Origin of the sequence: Mycobacterium farcinogenes, assembly GCF_019739075.1 — a bacterium.
Lineage (GTDB): Bacteria > Actinomycetota > Actinomycetes > Mycobacteriales > Mycobacteriaceae > Mycobacterium > Mycobacterium senegalense.
In genome coordinates, this window is sequence record NZ_CP081673.1 from 5,058,697 (window position 1) to 5,076,697 (window position 18,001).

Genomic DNA, 18,001 nt, shown 5'->3' on the forward strand with positions numbered 1-18,001 from the left:
TCTCCTTCGACCAGCGGGCCAGACCGGCGACCGCTGGTGAGAATCACATCCGACCCGGAAATTTCGGTCTATGCAGAATGGGACAGCCTGCTCGCGTCATACACTGCTGCGCCATGGACGTGCCGTTGGTCCGGACCCGGATCACGCAACTCGAGGATCTGCGCAACGCGGTCAAGGATGCCGGCCTGAGCGCGTTCCAGATTTCCCGCGAACCACCCAGCGGCAGCCTGATTCACGCCGCCGACGGCGGTATCGCGTTCAGTTCGGGGCGCTTCGACAGCCGAGTTCAGATCCGTGGGCCACTGTCCGCCGATGCCGTCTCGATTGCCGTCGGCTTGCGGATTCCGCCCCGTAACCGACTCCTGCTGAGGGAGATCGACTCCGGTGTGGTCACAGTTTTCCGCCCCGGCGATGTGCAAGAGGCGTTCCACGACGTCAACTCGCTCTACGCGGTCGTCACCTTGGGTGAGGAAACCCTGGAACGCGAAGCCGAACGCCATGGACTCCGCCTCTCCCCCAACGCTTTCCGACGTACCGGCATCCACCCGCAGCCCTTGGCGCTGACCCACCTCAGCGCGATATCCGCGTACCTGGCCGGGGTGCACGACGGCTCGCGCGGACAGTTCGGCTCGGCCGCGCTCGCCGACATCGTCGCAGCGTTCGTCGGGCATCTCGCACAGCAACCGGCCCAACTGCCGGCCTTCACGTTGCGGCAGCGTCAGAGAATCGTCGAGTCGATCCGCTCGTACATCGACCAGAACCTCGACAAGCGCCTGGAGATCGAAGGCCTGGCGAGACGGGCCGGGGTGTCCCGACGGACGCTTGCCCGGGCCTTTCAAGAGACCCTCGGGGAGTCACCACAGTCCTATATCGCTCGGATGCGCCTGCACCGGATCCGAGCGGACTTGCTCACCTGCGGTCGGCAGGTCACGGTCGCCGCCGTGTCCAACCAGTGGGGCATCGGCGAACTCGGCCGGATGGCTGCGCGGTACCGCGGTCTGTTCGGCGAATCGCCGTCACAAACCCGGGCCCGCGGGCCGCGCTGACGAGCGCGATTGCGGCCCTGGGAGTCATGGCCACCGGACCACGTGCCCCGTTCACAATCGTCACACAAACCACACACGTCACAGCGTGGCAAACGGGAAAACGGCCCCGAATCGCCTAACCTTCGGTCACGATGGCGACCTTGCGGAGGACTACCCAGCGCGCTGTGTCCGCGTTCGCGGCACTGGCGATGCTGACGGCACCCTTGATGACGGCCGGTATCGCACATGCGGACCCGGCCCCCGAATGCCCGTACAAGGTGACGACACCTCCGGCCGTAGATGCCTCCGAAGTCCCCAAGCCGGGAGAGGCCGCTCCCGGCCCGCTACCCGTACCCACCAAGACCATTGGCGGCGAGGCACTTTCAAGCTGTGGCGTGATCACTGCGCCCGACACCCCGCCACTGCCCAACGACGTCTCCGCCGAGGCCTGGCTGGTGGCCGATCTGGACAGCGGCGACATCATCGCCGCCCGAGACCCGCACGGCCGTCACCGTCCGGCGAGCATCATCAAGGTCCTGGTGGCCACCGCCGCACTCAACGAACTCAACCTCAACAAGGTGGTGGCGGGTACGCAGGAGGACGCCAACTCCGAGGGCACCCGCGTCGGCGTCGGCCCCGGCGGCCGCTACACGATCAACGATCTGCTGCACGGCCTGCTGATGCACTCCGGCAACGACGCCGCCCACGCGCTGGCGATGCAACTCGGCGGCTGGGATCCCGCGTTGCAGAAGCTGAACATCCTGGCCGGCAAGCTCGGAGGCCGCGACACCCGCGCCGCCACCCCCTCCGGTCTGGACGGCCCGGGCATGAGCACGTCGGCCTACGACATCGGGTTGTTCTACCGCTATGCCTGGCAGAACCCGGCATTCGCCGACATCGTCGCGACGCAGACCTACGACTTCCCGGGGCGCGACGGCAATCCGCCCTACCCCGTCGAGAACGACAACAAGCTGCTCTACAACTACCCGGGCGCCCTCGGCGGCAAGACGGGTTACACCGACGACGCCGGCCAGACGTTTGTCGGGGCGGCCGAACGCGACGGCCGCCGCCTGGTCGCCATCTTGATGAGGGGCACCCGCGTGCCGATCGCGCCGTGGGAACAGGCGGCACGCCTGCTGGACTACGGTTTCGCCACCCCACCGGGAACCAAGGTCGGAACACTGGTCGACCCCGATCCGTCTTTGAAAGCACCCAAGGCCGACGAGCCGACCGCCGCCCAGGCAGCTTCTGTTCTGCCACCGGCAGATTCACTTCCCGTGCGAGTTGGCGTCGCGATTGTCGGCGCCGTGATCGTGTTGCTGCTGATCATGGGAGCACGTTCACTGAACCGTCGCCCGGCACGCTGAGCGAGGGTCATCAGCGATATAGATGACGTTCATCGAGAACGTTCGTTGGACGCGATGACCTGAATCGTGTTCGACTCGATGGCGTGATCTTCGAACAACGCACCACACCGACCAGCCGCGCCCCTCGCGAGTCCGTGCTGTCGGGCTGGACACTGACGTGGTCGCTCATCGCGGCGATCGCCGTCGGCTCCACCCTCGCCGCGTGGGCTGTGGGCGGTGTGAACGGGGCCAATCTCGGCATCCGCATCACCGCCCGAACATCGGCGATCCTGTTCCTGCTCGCCTTCACCGCGTCGTCGCTCTATCAGTTGTGGCCGAACGACACCACCAAGTGGATCCGCCGTAACCGCCGCTATCTCGGCGTCGGGTTCGCCGGATCCCATCTCGTCCACGCCGGATTCATCGTCGCGACAATCGTTTTGAACTCACAGCGGTTCGAGACCCGCGTCGTCGACCCGACCCCGCACGGCGTGTTCGTCCTGGATTTCATCGCCTACGGATTCATCATCGCCATGACCGTCACCTCATTTGACCGGGTCGCCAAGCGCATGCAGTACTCCACGTGGAAACGCCTGCACCTCACCGGCAGCTATGTCATCTGGTTCACGTTCTTCATCGCCTACTGGCGCCGGGGCGTCACCTATACCGAGTTCTACGGACCGTTCCTGATGATCGTCCTGGCCGCGCTGATCATCCGGTTCATCGCCAAGGCGAAGCGAGGTGCGGCGAAGGCCGAGCACGCATAGCGACGGGCTGTCTTGCTCGACGGCTGTTCGGGCTCGGTATCTGCCCGGAGTCGATCCAGCAACGTCATCTCGGCGCCGACAACCTCAGTTCAGCGACCAAGCATGACCGAACCAAGCAACTGATCATGAATTTGCCGATTCCGCTGACACGTTATTGCCGTTGGAGTTAAATACAGGGCGGGACCTGCCGAACCGCCGCCGCTCTCGGCGGTTCGGCAGGTCCGGTCAACGCCACCGTCCAAGTAGCTGTGCCGCCCCTTCGGAAAGCGATCGCACGATCTCGGCCGCACCGGCCGAACCCGTCACCCGCCCGACGCCCTGTCCCGCGTTGACCGGCGACCCGCGCAGCACGCGCTCCGGAATGCTGGGCGGCCATCGATATCCGGCGGCGACGTCGTATTCCGTGGTGAGTTCGGTGGACTCGCTTCCGGCAGCCAGCAGGGCGTCCCGTGCCGACGGCGGCGTCAGCGCCTCGGCGCATGCCGCGAATGCCGTGCCGACCCAGGCCCCGCCCGCCCCGGCGGCGAGCACCGCGGCGACCGCACGCGGCGAGGCGATTCCGCCGGCGGCCAGTACGGGCACGTCGACCGTGTCGAGCACCTCGGCCAGCAACGGCAGGGTGCCGATTGCCGGCTCACCATGACCGCCGCCTTCGGCCCCGCGCGCCACCAGGACATCGACACCGGCATCCACTGCGCGTCGGGCCGCGTCGACGGTGGCCACCTGGGTCGTCACCGTCAGGCCTGCGTCGTGGGCCCGACGCACCCAGTCCCAGTCGTCTCCGAAGCTCACGCTCAACAGCGCCGGCCGGGCAGCCAAGGCCACCTCGAACAGGTCCGGGCGATCCTGGGCGACCCAGTGCACCAAGCCGATTCCGAATCGCCGCCCATCGAGTTGTGCCAGCTCGGCAGTCAACTGCTCTGCCGTCGCCGAACTTCCCATGCCGATCATGCCCAGGCCGCCGGCAGAGGAGACCGCCGCGGCCAGCCGGCCCCCGGCGGCGCCACCCATGGGCGCGTTGACAATAGGGACATCGAGGCCGATCGACCGAGACCACGTGGTTGCCAAGCTCACAGCCTGCAATGTTACGTCGTTGTTACAATTGGGATCGCCAACACATGGCACCGGACGAGGCACACCCGTACCCGGCCAGCGACAAGACGGGATGTTTGGAGGTGTGTCATGGCTTGGCTGATTCTCATCGTTTCCGGTGTCCTCGAAGCGGTCTGGGCAACTGCCTTGAGCAAGACCGAAGGCTTCACCCGACTCTGGCCGTCGGTGGTCTTCGGGGTGGCCCTCGTGTTGTCGATGATCGGACTGGCCATCGCAATGCGTAGCCTGCCGCCCGGCACCAGTTATGCGGTCTGGGTGGGTATCGGCGCGTCACTCACCGTCGGCTTCGCGATGGTCACCGGCGCCGAATCCGCCTCGGTGATCAAGGTACTGCTCATCCTCGGGGTGATCGGTTGCATCGTCGGCCTCAAGGCCGTCACGCACTAGCACCGCAGCGCTATCTGCACTTTGTCACGCTGGAGTGGCTGTCGACCGTCAGCGCCACTCCAGCGTGACAAGGGGCGACGGGTGTGCACGCCAGCGTGACGCTCGAGGTCGGGCGCCACTCTGGCGTGACAAAGCGGGCGTGACAAAGCGGGCGTGACAAAGCAGGCGTGACAAAGCGGGCGTGACAAAGCGACAAGTGCGGCCGGACGCCCTAGCGCCGCAGCAACCGCGAAAGCCCCAAGGCCCCAATGGCTCCCATCGCCGCGGCGGCCAAGGCGCCGGTCACCCCTACCCCCTCGTGGACCTGCACCCTGGTCACGATCTGCGCGGGGCCCGGTGGCAGGACCGGCGCTTCGGCCAGGCTCTCCTTGGATGTCGCCGCCCAAGCCGTCGCAAAGAGGATCAACCGCGCGGTGACATAGGCGAACACCATCAATCCGAGCACCGGGCCGAAGGTCGCTCCGGCCGGACCGTTCAGGACGGACTGCAGATAGATCGACGCCACCTGTTTGAAGATCTCGAAGCCGACGGCAGCCAGCAGGCCGGCCCGAATCGACCGGCGGAACGGTACCGGTTCGCGCGGTAGCCGGGAAATGATCCAGGTGAACAACAGCCACGAGATGGAGATGGACACGGCGATCGATATCAGGCGCAACCCGCTGCCGAGGACCACGCCGTCGTGAAGACCGATCCAGCGCAACACCTTACGCATCAACGCGGGGTCGCCGAGCGCGGTCAGCGCGATGGTGATCACCATCGCCAGGAACGCCGACACCAGGGCGAGCAGGTCCGAAAGCTTGTTGCCGACGAAGCTGGTCTCGGCGTGCTGCTCCCACATCTGGCTCAGCGCCTCACGCAGGTTGGCCATCCAGCCCAGGCCCGCCCACGCCGCGGTCACGAGTCCGATCACGCCGACGGTGCCGCGGGAGGCGATGGCTGAATCCATCAGCGTGACCAGTTGCTGGCCGAGGTCACCCGACACCGCTTGTCGGATCCGTTCCTCGATTTCCTGCAACAGCTCAGGCCGGCGCGACAGCAGGAAGCCGCCGGCGGCGAAGCCGACCATCAGGAGCGGGAACAGCGCAAAGATCGTGAAATACGTGATACCGGCGGCGTAGAAGTTGCCGTTGCAGTCGTTGTAGCGCTCCTGGGCCCGCATGACGTGGTCGAACCAGGGAAAGCGGGCGCGTAGCCGGTCCAGGAATCCCGGCTTCTCCGGCTCGTTCACCGCCAACCCCTCCCCGGTGTTTACGACGTTTGCTGGAGAAACCCTATCCTGTCGTAAACCCGAGCGAGGGTCTTCCCGGCCACCTCGCGGGCGTGTTCTGCCCCGGCGGCCAGAACGGACTGCAGCTCAGCCGGGTCGGCCAGCAGTTCGTCCACCCGGGTCTTGATCGGCGTGACGAACTCCACGACCGCCTCGGCGGTCTCCTTCTTGAGATCGCCGTAGCCGCGGCCGGCATAGCCCTCGACCAGCTTGTCGACATCGGTACCGGTCACCGCCGACTGGATGGTCAGCAGGTTCGAGATGCCGGGCTTGTTCTCCTGATCGAACCGGATCTCGCGCTCGCTGTCGGTCACCGCGGAACGGATCTTCTTGGCGGTGGCTTTCGGATCGTCGAGCAGACTGATCAGCCCGGCATCACTGGCTGCCGACTTGCTCATCTTCGCCGACGGATCCTGCAGGTCGTAGATCTTGGCGGTGGTCTTGGGGATCATCGCCTCGGGCACCACGAATGTGTCCGCGAATTGGGCGTTGAAGCGTTGCGCCAGGTCGCGCGTCAGCTCGAGGTGCTGACGCTGGTCCTCCCCGACCGGGACCAGATCGGTGCCGTAGAGCAGGATGTCGGCGGCCATGAGCACCGGATAGGTGAACAGGCCTACCGTGGTGGCCTCCGCCCCCTGCTTGGTTGACTTGTCCTTGAACTGCGTCATCCGTGAGGCCTGCCCGAAACCGGTGAAACATCCCAGCACCCAGGCCAATTGGGTGTGCTCGGCCACATGGCTCTGCACGAACACGGTGCTGCGCGTCGGGTCGATGCCGAGCGCCAGGTACTGCGCGGCCGTCACCAGTGTGCGGCGGCGCAGGGTCTCGGGATCCTGCGGCACGGTGATGGCGTGCTGGTCGACGACGCAGAAGAACGCCTCGTAACCGTCCTGCAGCTGCGCCCAGTGCGTGACGGCACCCAGGGCATTGCCGAGGTGCAGGGAGTCGGAGGTGGGCTGGGCGCCCGAGAATACGACCTGTTTGCTTCCGCTACTCATGATCTTCTGATTTTCGCACTGACGTCATCCGGGTTATTCAGGGGTCAGCTGCTGTAGCACTCGCAGGAACACTTTCCGATCATCGGCGGTCAGCTCCCCCAGCCACCGCTCCTCCCCGCGCTGAATCTCGCGCTGGACCGCATCCTTGACCGCGCGCCCCGCTTCGGTGATGGCCAATAGTCGCACCCGGCGGTCGTCGGGATCGGCTTCGCGCTCGATGTAGCCCTGCTGTTGCAGGTCATCGAGGGTGCGGATGATGCGGGTCTTGTCCGCCCCGATCGCCTCGGCCAACGCAGCCTGGGTCCGCACCGCGGAGCGATCCAGGGCGAGCAGTACGACGTAGCCCCACATCGACACGCCATGAGCGTCGAGCACCGGCTGCTCGGCAGCGATCAGCTCCCTCAGCAGCGGGGCCAGCATGGCCGCCAGGTCGGGTCGAGACACCGGATCAGGGTAAGCGTTGCCATATGATGTGCTCACGCTTATCGTAAGCGTATGCATACTATTGAGACGGACCTACGCCCGTTACACCGCCTCGCCGTCCTGCGTTCCGTCGAGGTCGTCGGCGCAGTACGCCCATCCGACCTGGACCGGCCCACCCCCTGCGCCGGATGGACGTTGGCAGACCTGCTGGCGCACATGACCGTCCAGCACCGCGGGTTCGCCGCCGCAGCCCGCGGCCAGGGCGCCGATGAATCGGCCTGGGACGTCGCGACCGTGGCCGACACTGTGCGCGCCGACCCGGCCGGCAGCTACACCGCTGCCGCCCATGACGTGCTCGACGCGTTCGCCGCCGACGGGGTCATGGAGACGACATTCGCATTACCCGAATTCGGGCCGAACGCGACGTTTCCCGGCGCTCTGGCGATCGGGTTCCATTTCGTGGACTACGCCGTGCACGGGTGGGACGTAGCCGCGTCGATGGGCGCGCGGTACGAACTGCCGGACGACGTGGTCACGGCCCTGCTGCCATTGGTCATGGCGATCCCCGACGGCGACGTCCGCGACGCGGCGGCCGTTCCGTTCGACCGGGCGGTCAACGCCTCGGCGGCAACGGATTTCGAAAAGGCCTTGCTACACCTGGGCCGTCGGCCCAACTGGCGTCAGCCGTAGCAGACCGTCACCGGTGAGTGATCCGACCACCGCAGGGCGTACAGCTCGGCCCGGTCCACCCGCGCCGAGGTGGCCTTGACCGCCAGCGTCGGGCTGGCCAGGTGATAGTCGATGCGCCAGCCGGCATCGTTGTCGAAAGCCTTACCGCGCCATGACCACCAGCTGTAGGGTCCGGCCACGTCGGGATGCAGCACCCGCACCACGTCCACCCAACCGGTGCCCAGCAGCTCGGTGAGCCAGGCCCGCTCACTGGGCAAAAACCCCGCCTTCTTGACGTTGCCCTTCCAGTTCTTGATGTCGTTCTCGGTGTGGGCGATGTTCCAGTCCCCGCACAGCACCGCATCATGCTCCAGCAGCTCGGCCATCCGGGCGGCGATGGTGGCCATGAACCGTTCCTTCTCCAGCTGACGTTCCGTCTCCGCCTCCCCGGTGGGGACGTAGACGCTGGCCACCGTCACCCCCGCGGTATCCACCTCGAGGTAGCGCCCGTGAGCCTCGAACTCATCGGAGACCAGCAGCCGGGCCGCCTCGATGGGATGCCGGGACAGCACCGCAACGCCGTTGCGACCCTTGACATGCGGGACGGCCGAAGCCAGGTTCCAGCCGTCGGCCAGCGCCGGCGCCAAGGCATCGCTGAGCTGTTCGTCGTCGGCCCGGGTCTCCTGCAGGCACACCACGTCGGCCTCGGTTTCCTTCAGCCACGGCAGCAGGCCGAGGTTGTCGGTGGAGCGCTGCTTGACCGCTGCGCGAATCCCGTTGACGTTGATGGTGCTGACGGTCAGAGGTGCCGGAGATGCCACGGCCCAGACCCTACCGATCGGCACCGACAGGGCCTTGCGGTACCGGCGGTATCACCTTAATGTCTGGCGGCATGGCTGAACGTGCTCCGATCCACCTCGGCACTCCCGACGGCGATCCGATCCTGCTGCTGCATCCGTTCCTGCTCTCGCAGAGCGTGTGGAAGTACGTCGCGCCGCAACTCGCCCAGACCGGCCGCTACGACGTGTTCGCCCCGACCATGGCCGGTCACCACGGTGGCGCGCACGCACCACTGCTCCTCGACGTCGCGTCACTGGCCGACGACGTCGAACGCCGCCTCGACGAACTCGGCTGGACCACCGCGCACATCGTCGGCAATTCCCTGGGCGGCTGGGTGGCCTTCGAGCTGGAACGACGTGGCCGGGCCCGCACCCTGACCGGTATCGCCCCGGCCGGCGGCTGGTCGATGCACACGCTGGCGAAGTACGAAATCATCGCCAAGTTCATGGCAGCGCTGCCGATCGTGCTGTCCACCGCGGTGTTGCGTGAGCAGCTGCTGAAATTTCCGCTCACCAAGCAGATTTCATATGTCGCGGTGAGCGCGACGCCCGACGTGCTCAACGACAGCGACCGTCGCGATCTGATCGAAGACCTGGCACATTGCCCGGCCTACTTCAAACTCATGGTCAAGGCCCTGACCACGGCGGGGCTGATGGAGATCGCCGACTCGCGAACCCCGACCCAGCTCGTCATCTGCGAGAAGGACCGGGTGTTGCCGGCCCCGCGGTTCACCCGGCACTTCACCCGAAGCCTGGCGCCGGACGCCGTCGTCACCACCCTCAAGGGCGTCGGGCACGTGCCCATGTTCGAAGCCCCCGACACCATCACCCGGGTGATCACCGAGTTCGTCGATCGCCACATCGACCCGGCCCGCGCGACGGGGTAATCGACCACGCGCGCAGGGCATCCAGTCTGCGCACAGATCGAAGAATCGGGCGTTTCGACGATCTGAGCGCAGACTCGGAGAGCTGAGCGCAGGCTAGGCCTTCGCGGAGGCCGCCAGCGTGTCGTTGAGCGTCTTGCTCGGACGCATCACCGCGGCGGTCTTGTCGGGGTCCGGGTAGTAGTAGCCACCGATGTCGGCCGGCTTGCCCTGGGCCGCATTGAGTTCGGAGACGATGGCCTGCTCGTGCTCGCCGAGCGACTTGGCCAGCGGCGCGAAGTGCGCGGCCAGCTCCTTGTCCTCGGTCTGCTCGGCCAGCGCCTGCGCCCAGTACAGCGCGAGGTAGAACTGGCTGCCGCGGTTGTCCAGCTCGCCGGTCTTACGTGACGGGGACTTGTTCTCGTCCAACAACTTTCCGGTTGCGGTGTCGAGCGCGTGGGCCAGCACCTTGGCTTTGTCGTTGTCGGTCTTGTTGCCCAGATCCTCGAGGCTGGCGCCGAGAGCGAGGAACTCGCCGAGCGAATCCCAGCGCAGGTGGTTCTCCTCCACCAGCTGATGCACGTGCTTGGGGGCCGAACCGCCGGCGCCCGTCTCGTACAGGCCGCCGCCGGCCATCAGCGGCACGATCGAGAGCATCTTGGCGCTGGTGCCCAGCTCCAGGATCGGGAACAGATCGGTCAGGTAATCACGCAGGATGTTGCCGGTCGCGGCGATGGTGTCCTGCCCGCGGATCACACGCTCGATGGTGTACCGCATGGCCCACACCTGCGGCATGATCTGGATGGTCAGGCCCTCGGTGTCGTGGTCCTTGAGGTAGGCCTTGACCTTCTTGCGCAGCTCGACCTCGTGCGGCCGCTCGGTGTCCAGCCAGAACACCACCGGCATGCCGGACAGCCGGGCGCGGTTGACGGCGAGCTTGACCCAGTCCCGGATCGGCGCGTCCTTCACGACGGGCATGCGCCAGATGTCGCCCTCTTCGACCTCCTGGCTCAGCAGTACCTCTCCGGTGTCGATGTCGACGATCTTGGCGACGCCGGCCTGGGAGATTTCGAAGGTCTTGTCGTGGCTGCCGTATTCCTCGGCCTTCTGTGCCATCAGGCCGACGTTGGGCACCGTGCCCATCGTGGTCGGGTCGAACTGCCCGTGGGTCTTACAGAAGTTGATCATCTCCTGGTAGATCCGCGAGAACGTGGACTCCGGGTTGACCGCCTTGGTGTCCTTGGTGCGGCCGTCGGCGCCGTACATCTTGCCGCCGAGGCGAATCATCGCCGGCATCGACGCGTCGACGATGACATCGGACGGCGAGTGGAAGTTCGAGATGCCCTTGGCCGAATCCACCATGGCCAGCTCGGGGCGGTGCTCGTGGCAGCGGTGCAGGTCCTCGATGATCTCCTCACGCTGCGAGGCCGGCAGCGCCTCGATCTTGCTGTAGAGATCGGACAGGCCGTTGTTGACGTTGACGCCGAGCTCGTCGAACAGCTTCTCGTGCTTGGCGAAGGCGTCCTTGTAGAAGACCTTGACGGCGTGGCCGAACACGATCGGGTGGCTGACCTTCATCATGGTCGCCTTGACGTGCAGCGAGAACATCACGCCCGTCTTGTAGGCGTCCTCGATCTGCTCCTCGTAGAACTCGATGAGCGCCTTTTTGCTCATGTACATCGAGTCGATGACGTCACCCTCGTCGAGCTTGACCTCGGGCTTGAGGACGATCGTCTCGCCACCCTTGGTTTCCAGCTCCATGCGCACGTTGCGCGCCTTGTCCAGCGTCATCGACTTCTCACCGTGGTAGAAGTCGCCGGTCTTCATGGTGGCCACGTGGGTCCGCGACGCCTGCGACCACTCGCCCATGCTGTGCGGGTGCTTGCGCGCGTACTCCTTGACCGCCTTGGGGGCGCGACGGTCCGAGTTACCTTCGCGCAGAACCGGATTCACCGCGCTGCCGAGGATCTTTGAATAGCGATCGCGGATCGCCTTCTCCTCGTCGGTCTTCGGGTCGCCCGGGAAGTCGGGGACGGCGTAGCCCTTCTGCTGCAGTTCCTTGATCGCGGCGGTGAGCTGCGGGACGGAGGCGCTGATGTTGGGCAGCTTGATGATGTTGGTCTCGGGGAGCTGGGTCAGCCGGCCCAACTCGCCGAGGTTGTCGGGGACCTTCTGCTCGTCGGTCAGGTAGTCGCCGAATTCGGCCAGGATGCGGGCCGCCACCGAGATGTCACTGGTCTGGATGTCGATACCCGCCGGTTCCGCGAAGGCGCGGATGATCGGCAGGAAGGAGTACGTCGCAAGCAGCGGCGCCTCGTCGGTCAGCGTGTAGATGATGGTCGGCTGCTGGGCAGTCATGGTTGCTCTCCCGGCGTCAGTCTCGGTTCGACGAGGATCACTCGTTGTCACTCGTGGTTATTCGCTGCTCTTGTGTCGCGGCCAGACTACAAGGACGGGAACGGCCTCGAAGGGGCAGCTTTCATTACTGACCAGTAACTTTGACTCGTGTTCAGGCGCCCGACACCTACCTTCGCCCGCGCAGATGAACGCTTTTCAGTCCGGCTCGCACAAAACGGGCAAACACCCCGAAGAACCGACTGGCACGGTCTCAGCGCGTTGCGATAAGCTGCAGGCCGGTCATGAGTGTCAGCATCAAGCCCCGGCTTGCTGGCCGGCAACCCTCCAACCGCGGTGGGGTGCCCCGGGTGATGACCAGGTTGAGCAGTCGTCCACGGCTGTAAGGCAAGCGCGGGTCCGACGGTACGGGCCCCCAGACAGACAGGGAAACCTGATGGAGGCCAGCCATGTGTATGTGTCAGTGAACCCTTAGGTAAGCCGACCACACCCCTGACCTTCCTCGTCCCGTCACCGGAGGAGATACCCCAGCCATGACAAACCCTGAGATCGCCGCCAACTGGTCATTCGAGACCAAGCAGGTTCACGCCGGCCAGACCCCGGACAGCGCCACCAACGCCCGGGCCCTACCGATCTACCAGACCACGTCGTACACATTCCGCGACACCGATCACGCCGCCGCCCTGTTCGGCCTGGCCGAGCCGGGCAACATCTACACGCGGATCATGAACCCCACCACCGACGTGGTCGAGCAGCGCATCGCCGCACTCGAAGGCGGAGTCGCCGCGCTGCTGCTGTCCTCGGGCCAGGCCGCCGAGACGTTCGCCATCCTCAACCTGGCCGGCGCCGGCGACCACATCGTGTCCAGCCCGCGGCTCTACGGCGGCACCTACAACCTGTTCCACTACACACTGCCCAAGCTGGGCATCGAGGTCAGCTTCGTGGAAGATCCGGACAGCCTCGACAGCTGGCGCGCGGCCGTCCGGCCCAACACCACGGCCTTCTTCGCCGAGTCCATCTCCAACCCGCAGATCGACATCCTCGACATCCCGAGCGTCTCGGCGGTGGCGCACGAGAACGGCGTCCCGCTGATCGTCGACAACACCATCGCCACGCCGTACCTGATCCAGCCGATCGCGCTGGGCGCCGACATCGTGGTGCACTCGGCCACCAAATACCTGGGCGGTCACGGTTCGGCGATCGCCGGCGTGATCGTCGACAGCGGCAACTTCGACTGGACGCAGGGCCGCCACCCCGGCTTCACCACACCGGACCCGAGCTACCACGGCGTGGTCTTCGCCGAGCTCGGGGCACCCGCCTACGCGCTCAAGGCGCGCGTGCAACTGCTACGCGATCTGGGCAGCGCGCTCTCGCCGTTCAACGCCTTTTTGATCGCGCAGGGATTGGAAACGCTGTCGCTGCGTGTTGAACGCCACGTGGCCAATGCGCAGAAGGTCGCCGAATACCTCGCCGGGCACTCCGGCGTCACCTCGGTGAATTACGCCGGACTTCCCACCTCGCCCTGGTACGAGCTGGGCCAGAAGATCGCCCCGAAAGGCACCGGCGCCGTGTTGGCGTTCGAACTGGCCGGTGGCGTGGAGGCCGGTAAGGCGTTCGTCAACGCGCTGACCCTGCACAGCCACGTCGCCAACATCGGTGACGTGCGCTCGCTGGTGATCCACCCCGCCTCGACCACGCACGCCCAGCTCTCCCCCGAGGAGCAGTTGTCCACCGGTGTCACCCCCGGCCTGGTGCGGCTGGCGGTCGGCATCGAGGGCATCGACGACATCCTGGCCGACCTGGAGCAGGGATTCGCCGCGGCCCGTCCGTTCAGCGGCGTCGCACAGACTCCGGCGACGGTGTAGGACGGCGAGAGAAGACCGGCATGACGATCACCGAAGAACCGGCCGTGTCCACCCTCCCTTTGCCTGCCGAAGGCGAGACGTGCATCGTGCGCATCGGCGACCTGACGCTCGAGAACGGCACTGTCCTGCCCGATGTGTCGATCGCCGTGCAGCGCTGGGGTGAACTGTCGCCCGCGCGCGACAACGTGGTGATGGTGCTGCACGCGCTGACCGGCGACTCCCACGTCACCGGACCGGCCGGCGACGGCCATCCGACCGCGGGCTGGTGGGACGGGGTGGCCGGACCCGGCGCCCCGATCGACACCGACCAGTGGTGTGCGATCTCGACCAACGCGCTCGGCGGCTGCCAGGGCTCCACCGGCCCCGGCTCGCTCGCACCCGACGGAAAGCCTTGGGGCTCAAGGTTTCCCCAGATCACCATCCGCGATCAGGTTGAGGCCGACCGCGCCGCCCTGGCCGCGTTCGGCATCACCGAGGTGGCGGCGGTGGTCGGCGGGTCGATGGGCGGAGCGCGCGCCCTGGAATGGCTCGTCGGGCATCCCGACGAAGTGCGAGCCGGGCTGGTGCTGGCGGTCGGCGCCCGCGCCACGGCCGACCAGATCGGTACCCAGAGCTCCCAGGTGGCCGCTATCAAGGCCGATCCGGACTGGCAGGGCGGCGACTACTACGACACCGACCGGGCCCCGTTGGCCGGCATGGAGATCGCCCGGCGGTTCGCGCACCTGACCTATCGGGGCGAGGAAGAACTCGACGAACGTTTCCGCAACGACGCCCAGGGCGACGAGGATCCGACCGCCGGCGGACGCTACGGAGTGCAGAGCTACCTGGAGTACCAGGGCGGCAAGCTGGCCCGCCGGTTCGATCCCGGCACCTATGTAGCCCTTTCGGATGCGTTGTCGACGCACGATGTGGGCCGGGGCCGCGGCGGTGTCGCCAGCGCACTGCGCAGCTGTCCGGTGCCCGTCATCGTCGGTGGGATCACCTCCGACCGGCTGTACCCGATTCGGCTACAGCAGGAACTGGCCGAGTTACTGCCCGGCTGTAGCGGCCTGGACGTGGTCGACTCGGCCTACGGACACGACGGTTTCCTGGTCGAGACGGAAGTGGTCGGCAAATTGATCCGCCGCACACTGGAGCTGGCACAGCGGTGAGCTCTCCCAAGCAGCGTTCTCTGTCCTTCGGCTCGGAAGCCGCGGCCTACGAACGGGGCCGGCCGTCGTATCCGCCGGAGGCGATCGACTGGCTGCTGCCCGAGGGGGCGCACGACGTGCTGGACCTGGGCGCGGGCACCGGCAAGCTGACCACCCGGCTCGTCGAGCGCGGGCTGGACGTGATCGCCGTGGACCCCATCCCGGAAATGCTTGAGCTGCTGTCGAACTCACTGCCGGACACCCCCGCGCTGCTGGGTACGGCCGAGGAGATCCCGCTGGCCGACAACAGTGTCGACGCCGTGCTGGTGGCGCAGGCCTGGCACTGGTTCGACCCTGAGCGGGCCGTCAAGGAGGTCAGCCGAGTGCTGCGCCCCGGCGGCCGGCTGGGCCTGGTGTGGAACACCCGCGACGAACGCTCCGGTTGGGTCAAGGACCTGGGCCGCATCATCGGCCCCGAACACGACCCGTTCAACAACGAGGTGACGCTGGCTGAGCCGTTCGGCGAGATCGAACGTCATCAGGTGGAGTGGACGAGTTACCTGACGCCCCAGGCCCTCATCGACCTGGTGGCCTCCCGCAGCTACTGCATCACCTCACCGGAGCAGGTGCGCACCCGGACGCTGGAGCAGGTGCGCGAACTGCTTGCCACCCATCCGGCGCTGGCCAATACGTCGGGACTGGCGCTGCCCTACGTGACGGTCGGGATCAGGGCCACCCTCGGCTGAGGCACCCTCAGGCGCTGAGCGCGGACGCCTCGACCTCCGGGCCGAACCAGCGCGCGCACGCCGCCCGTAGCCCATTTTCATCGAATTCGTCTGCCGCCCAGGCGACGTAGCCGTCGGGCCGCATCAGCAGGGCTGCGGCGGGCCGATCTGCCGCGGGCGTCGTCGCCACTTCGAAGTCCACCCGGTCACGCCACCGGTGAACGACGTCGCCGTAGTCGCCTGCCGACAGGTCGAGCAGTAGCGGCCGGCCCGAGCGCAGCAGCTCGGCGACCCGACGCCCATCGTCCAGCACGAAATCAGGCACGAAGAACCCGGACAGCCGGTGGCCGTCACCGACGTCGTAGCGGACATCGGAACCGGCCAACAATCCGGCGATGTGGGCCGCGCCGTCCGGGGTCGCCAGCAGTTCACCGAAAAGCGTTCGCAGCGCGGTGACTTCGGGACCGGAAGCCATCAGGGCGGCTTGGGCCATGGAGTGCATCATCACCCGCTGCCCCGCCGGCCAACGCTCACTGTGGTAACTGTCCAGCAGCCCCTGCGGAGCCCAACCCCGCACCGTCGCGCCCAGTTTCCATCCCAGATTCATCGCGTCCTGCAGGCCGAGGTTGAGCCCTGGGCCACCCATGGCCGAGTGCACGTGGGCCGCGTCCCCGACCAGGAAGACGTTGCCCGCCCGGTACTGCGCGGCCTGACGGGTGTTCTGGCCGTTGATCCGCCGCAGGGCATGCGGACCCGGTCCGTCCGGCGGCGCGATCGGCAGGTCGGCACCCACCACGCGCTTCACGCTCTCGCGCAGCTCATCGATCGTCAGCTCTGGTACGTCGTCGGGAAGAACGGAACCGTATTCGACGGTTCCGAGCATGGAACGCCCCTCCTGGAACTCGGCATAGATCAATACTCCGCCATCGAATCTGTTGTGCCCGAACGGTATGCGGCCTACGGCGGGGATGTCGAGGCATCCCGGCGCGGTCCGGAATTCCTCAGGCAGGCTGACGTGCGCCACCCGGGCCACCACGTCGGTGGTCAGACCGGGAAACTCGATGCCGGCCCTCTTGCGCACGGGGCTGCGGCCGCCGTCGGCGCCGACGAGGTAGGTAGCCGGCAGCCGGTAGTCACCCCCTGGTGCGGACACGTGCAGAACGACGCCTTCGGCCCCCTGCTCGAAGTCGACGAGTTCATTCCCCCAACGGATTTCGACGCCCAGGCCCCGCACCCAGTCCACGAGTTGTCGCACCACCCGGGGTTGCTGAATCAGCATGCCGTACATCGGGTTGTCGACCACGTCGACGAACGGCACCTGCATGCCGGCGAAGATATAGCCGTTCATCGGCTCCGGTACCGCGCCCGCACCGCTGAGCGTCTGATAGAGTCCGCGCAGATCGAGCACCCGATTGGCCTGTCCCACAATGCCGTTGGCCTTGAGCTCCGCGCTGGGCTCGGGCAGCCGCTCCAACACCAGGGGCCGCACCCCGGCCAAGGCCAACTCCCCTGCCACCAACAGCCCGTTGGGGCCGGCACCTGAGATGACGACGTCCACCCTGTGCTCGTTCATGAGTTCCTTCCCGGTTCGGGCAGGCCCGCGGCTACCGCCGCGAACCCCTTGCGAAGCAATCCGGCGAAAGCCACTGGCGGATCGGCATTCCCGTACTCGTCCATCACCACGTCACCGACCGCCCGCACTACCGCGGCGACCAAACGCGGATACATGTCCCGTTCGGGATCGGTTCCGGTCCGCTCAGCGATCGCGGCTACCCACTCCTCGTTCAGCCCCCGGAATGTGGCGTCGCGAATTTCCGGGATCATCAGCAGTTTGCGAACCTCGGCCAGTTGCCGGCGAGTCGGTATCGCGTTCTCTGCGCCGTAGACGTCATCGAAGTCAGCGTCCAGCGGGGCCATCACCGATTCGGTGATGGCGGTCCACAACGGCTCGCCGGCCGGGCGCGACCGCAGCAGATCGATGCTGCGGCGCATGCGTTCCTGTTGTCGGTACGCGAGCGCGTCGTACTTGCCGGCGAAGTAGTTGGTGAACGTACGCAGTGAGACACCCGCCAGGCTGGCGATGTCCTCACGGGTGATGTTCTCCAGTCCCCGCTCGAACGCCAGGGCCAGAGCCGCATCACTGAGCGCCCGTCGGGTGTCGAGCTTCTTGCGTTCCCGCAGTCCGGTCATGCCGACCACGGTAGGCGAAAAATTGCCCAATGGGCAATC

The 18,001-nt window shown here is 66.6% G+C and carries 17 protein-coding genes and 2 riboswitches; of the genes, 9 read left to right on the forward strand and 8 right to left on the reverse strand.

Translation table 11 applies throughout. The features are described 5' to 3' along the window. Positions 1-113: 113 nt before the first annotated feature. The 3 genes from K6L26_RS24195 to K6L26_RS24205 all read left to right on the forward strand — a co-directional run bounded on the left by K6L26_RS24195 (position 114) and on the right by K6L26_RS24205 (position 3,138). On the forward strand, positions 114-1,046 hold the full coding sequence (locus K6L26_RS24195) for an AraC family transcriptional regulator (protein WP_076213175.1): 933 nt from the start codon (positions 114-116) through the stop codon (positions 1,044-1,046). 131 nt (positions 1,047-1,177) lie between these two features. Next, entirely contained in the window at positions 1,178-2,392 is a 1,215-nt protein-coding gene (locus K6L26_RS24200; RefSeq protein WP_043368682.1) for a D-alanyl-D-alanine carboxypeptidase, read from the forward strand. A gap of 83 nt (positions 2,393-2,475) precedes the next feature. Further along, positions 2,476-3,138 (forward strand): hypothetical protein, encoded by a 663-nt coding sequence (locus K6L26_RS24205; protein ID WP_064894782.1) that lies wholly within the window; start codon positions 2,476-2,478, stop codon positions 3,136-3,138. A gap of 225 nt (positions 3,139-3,363) precedes the next feature. Here the strand turns inward: K6L26_RS24205 and K6L26_RS24210 are convergent, their stop codons facing one another. Then, positions 3,364-4,221: a nitronate monooxygenase gene (locus tag K6L26_RS24210; RefSeq protein ID WP_221851783.1), complete on the reverse strand. Its 858-nt coding sequence runs from the start codon at positions 4,219-4,221 to the stop codon at positions 3,364-3,366. A gap of 22 nt (positions 4,222-4,243) precedes the next feature. Further along, positions 4,244-4,308: riboswitch (guanidine-III (ykkC-III) riboswitch) on the forward strand. A gap of 12 nt (positions 4,309-4,320) precedes the next feature. On the opposite strand from K6L26_RS24210, the gene K6L26_RS24215 reads away from it, so the two are divergent. Next, a complete protein-coding gene (locus K6L26_RS24215; protein ID WP_036388858.1) occupies positions 4,321-4,638 on the forward strand; it encodes a DMT family transporter in 318 nt (105 codons plus the stop codon). 211 nt (positions 4,639-4,849) lie between these two features. Here the strand turns inward: K6L26_RS24215 and yhjD are convergent, their stop codons facing one another. From yhjD to K6L26_RS24230, 3 genes are read right to left on the reverse strand one after another with little or no spacing between them, the layout of a single operon-like run. Beyond that, positions 4,850-5,866, reverse strand: coding sequence for an inner membrane protein YhjD (gene yhjD / locus K6L26_RS24220; RefSeq protein WP_076210229.1), 1,017 nt, complete (start codon positions 5,864-5,866; stop codon positions 4,850-4,852). A gap of 20 nt (positions 5,867-5,886) precedes the next feature. Then, the gene (trpS, locus tag K6L26_RS24225; protein ID WP_036388859.1) at positions 5,887-6,903 is read right to left on the reverse strand and encodes a tryptophan--tRNA ligase; all 1,017 of its coding nucleotides are present in this window, start codon (positions 6,901-6,903) and stop codon (positions 5,887-5,889) included. Positions 6,904-6,936: 33 nt separating this feature from the next. Next, complete coding sequence (locus K6L26_RS24230; protein WP_019343016.1) at positions 6,937-7,323, reverse strand: MarR family winged helix-turn-helix transcriptional regulator; 387 nt, start codon at positions 7,321-7,323, stop codon at positions 6,937-6,939. Between the two features lie 75 nt (positions 7,324-7,398). On the opposite strand from K6L26_RS24230, the gene K6L26_RS24235 reads away from it, so the two are divergent. Then, a complete protein-coding gene (locus K6L26_RS24235; RefSeq protein WP_019343015.1) occupies positions 7,399-8,016 on the forward strand; it encodes a TIGR03086 family metal-binding protein in 618 nt (205 codons plus the stop codon). Here K6L26_RS24235 and K6L26_RS24240 read toward each other — a convergent pair. Further along, on the reverse strand, positions 8,007-8,798 hold the full coding sequence (locus K6L26_RS24240) for an exodeoxyribonuclease III (RefSeq protein ID WP_036390037.1): 792 nt from the start codon (positions 8,796-8,798) through the stop codon (positions 8,007-8,009). The genes K6L26_RS24235 and K6L26_RS24240 overlap by 10 nt on opposite strands. Positions 8,799-8,887: 89 nt before the next feature. On the opposite strand from K6L26_RS24240, the gene K6L26_RS24245 reads away from it, so the two are divergent. Next, the gene (locus K6L26_RS24245; RefSeq protein WP_043367590.1) at positions 8,888-9,721 is read left to right on the forward strand and encodes an epoxide hydrolase EphH; all 834 of its coding nucleotides are present in this window, start codon (positions 8,888-8,890) and stop codon (positions 9,719-9,721) included. Positions 9,722-9,814: 93 nt separating this feature from the next. Here K6L26_RS24245 and K6L26_RS24250 read toward each other — a convergent pair whose 3' ends face one another. Next, positions 9,815-12,055 carry an NADP-dependent isocitrate dehydrogenase gene (locus K6L26_RS24250; RefSeq protein WP_064898133.1) on the reverse strand — a complete coding sequence of 747 codons (2,241 nt, stop codon included), beginning with the start codon at positions 12,053-12,055 and terminating at the stop codon, positions 9,815-9,817. 277 nt (positions 12,056-12,332) lie between these two features. Further along, a riboswitch (SAM riboswitch) is annotated at positions 12,333-12,452 on the forward strand. Between the two features lie 133 nt (positions 12,453-12,585). Between K6L26_RS24250 and K6L26_RS24255 the strand changes: the two genes are divergently transcribed. From K6L26_RS24255 to K6L26_RS24265, 3 genes are read left to right on the forward strand one after another with little or no spacing between them, the layout of a single operon-like run. Continuing rightward, positions 12,586-13,917, forward strand: a complete 1,332-nt coding sequence (locus tag K6L26_RS24255; protein WP_047036425.1) for a bifunctional o-acetylhomoserine/o-acetylserine sulfhydrylase — start codon at positions 12,586-12,588, stop codon at positions 13,915-13,917. 20 nt (positions 13,918-13,937) lie between these two features. Next, positions 13,938-15,068 carry a homoserine O-acetyltransferase MetX gene (gene metX, locus K6L26_RS24260; RefSeq protein ID WP_076210237.1) on the forward strand — a complete coding sequence of 377 codons (1,131 nt, stop codon included), beginning with the start codon at positions 13,938-13,940 and terminating at the stop codon, positions 15,066-15,068. Continuing rightward, complete coding sequence (locus tag K6L26_RS24265) at positions 15,065-15,793, forward strand: class I SAM-dependent methyltransferase (RefSeq protein ID WP_019343009.1); 729 nt, start codon at positions 15,065-15,067, stop codon at positions 15,791-15,793. The genes metX and K6L26_RS24265 overlap by 4 nt, the downstream gene beginning before the upstream one ends. A gap of 7 nt (positions 15,794-15,800) precedes the next feature. Here K6L26_RS24265 and K6L26_RS24270 read toward each other — a convergent pair whose 3' ends face one another. Together K6L26_RS24270 and K6L26_RS24275 are read right to left on the reverse strand one after the other, a co-directional pair. Next, positions 15,801-17,345 (reverse strand): FAD-dependent monooxygenase, encoded by a 1,545-nt coding sequence (locus K6L26_RS24270; RefSeq protein WP_221851784.1) that lies wholly within the window; start codon positions 17,343-17,345, stop codon positions 15,801-15,803. Further along, positions 17,342-17,962 carry an acyl-CoA-like ligand-binding transcription factor gene (locus K6L26_RS24275; protein ID WP_047036423.1) on the reverse strand — a complete coding sequence of 207 codons (621 nt, stop codon included), beginning with the start codon at positions 17,960-17,962 and terminating at the stop codon, positions 17,342-17,344. Before K6L26_RS24275 ends, K6L26_RS24270 begins: the two co-directional genes overlap by 4 nt. Between the last annotated feature and the right edge of the window lie 39 nt (positions 17,963-18,001).

Excerpts from the sequence above, each read along its gene's own strand:
- K6L26_RS24200 (WP_043368682.1), top strand. The coding sequence starts at position 1,178 with ATGGCGACCTTGCGGAGGACTACCCAGCGCGCTGTGTCCGCGTTCGCG.
- K6L26_RS24245 (WP_043367590.1), top strand. The coding sequence starts at position 8,888 with ATGGCTGAACGTGCTCCGATCCACCTCGGCACTCCCGACGGCGATCCG.
- K6L26_RS24230 (WP_019343016.1), bottom strand. The coding sequence starts at position 7,323 with ATGCTGGCCCCGCTGCTGAGGGAGCTGATCGCTGCCGAGCAGCCGGTG.
- metX (WP_076210237.1), top strand. The coding sequence starts at position 13,938 with ATGACGATCACCGAAGAACCGGCCGTGTCCACCCTCCCTTTGCCTGCC.
- trpS (WP_036388859.1), bottom strand. The coding sequence starts at position 6,903 with ATGAGTAGCGGAAGCAAACAGGTCGTATTCTCGGGCGCCCAGCCCACC.
- K6L26_RS24255 (WP_047036425.1), top strand. The coding sequence starts at position 12,586 with ATGACAAACCCTGAGATCGCCGCCAACTGGTCATTCGAGACCAAGCAG.
- K6L26_RS24250 (WP_064898133.1), bottom strand. The coding sequence starts at position 12,055 with ATGACTGCCCAGCAGCCGACCATCATCTACACGCTGACCGACGAGGCG.
- K6L26_RS24195 (WP_076213175.1), top strand. The coding sequence starts at position 114 with ATGGACGTGCCGTTGGTCCGGACCCGGATCACGCAACTCGAGGATCTG.
- K6L26_RS24235 (WP_019343015.1), top strand. The coding sequence starts at position 7,399 with ATGCATACTATTGAGACGGACCTACGCCCGTTACACCGCCTCGCCGTC.
- K6L26_RS24270 (WP_221851784.1), bottom strand. The coding sequence starts at position 17,345 with ATGAACGAGCACAGGGTGGACGTCGTCATCTCAGGTGCCGGCCCCAAC.
- K6L26_RS24215 (WP_036388858.1), top strand. The coding sequence starts at position 4,321 with ATGGCTTGGCTGATTCTCATCGTTTCCGGTGTCCTCGAAGCGGTCTGG.
- K6L26_RS24275 (WP_047036423.1), bottom strand. The coding sequence starts at position 17,962 with ATGACCGGACTGCGGGAACGCAAGAAGCTCGACACCCGACGGGCGCTC.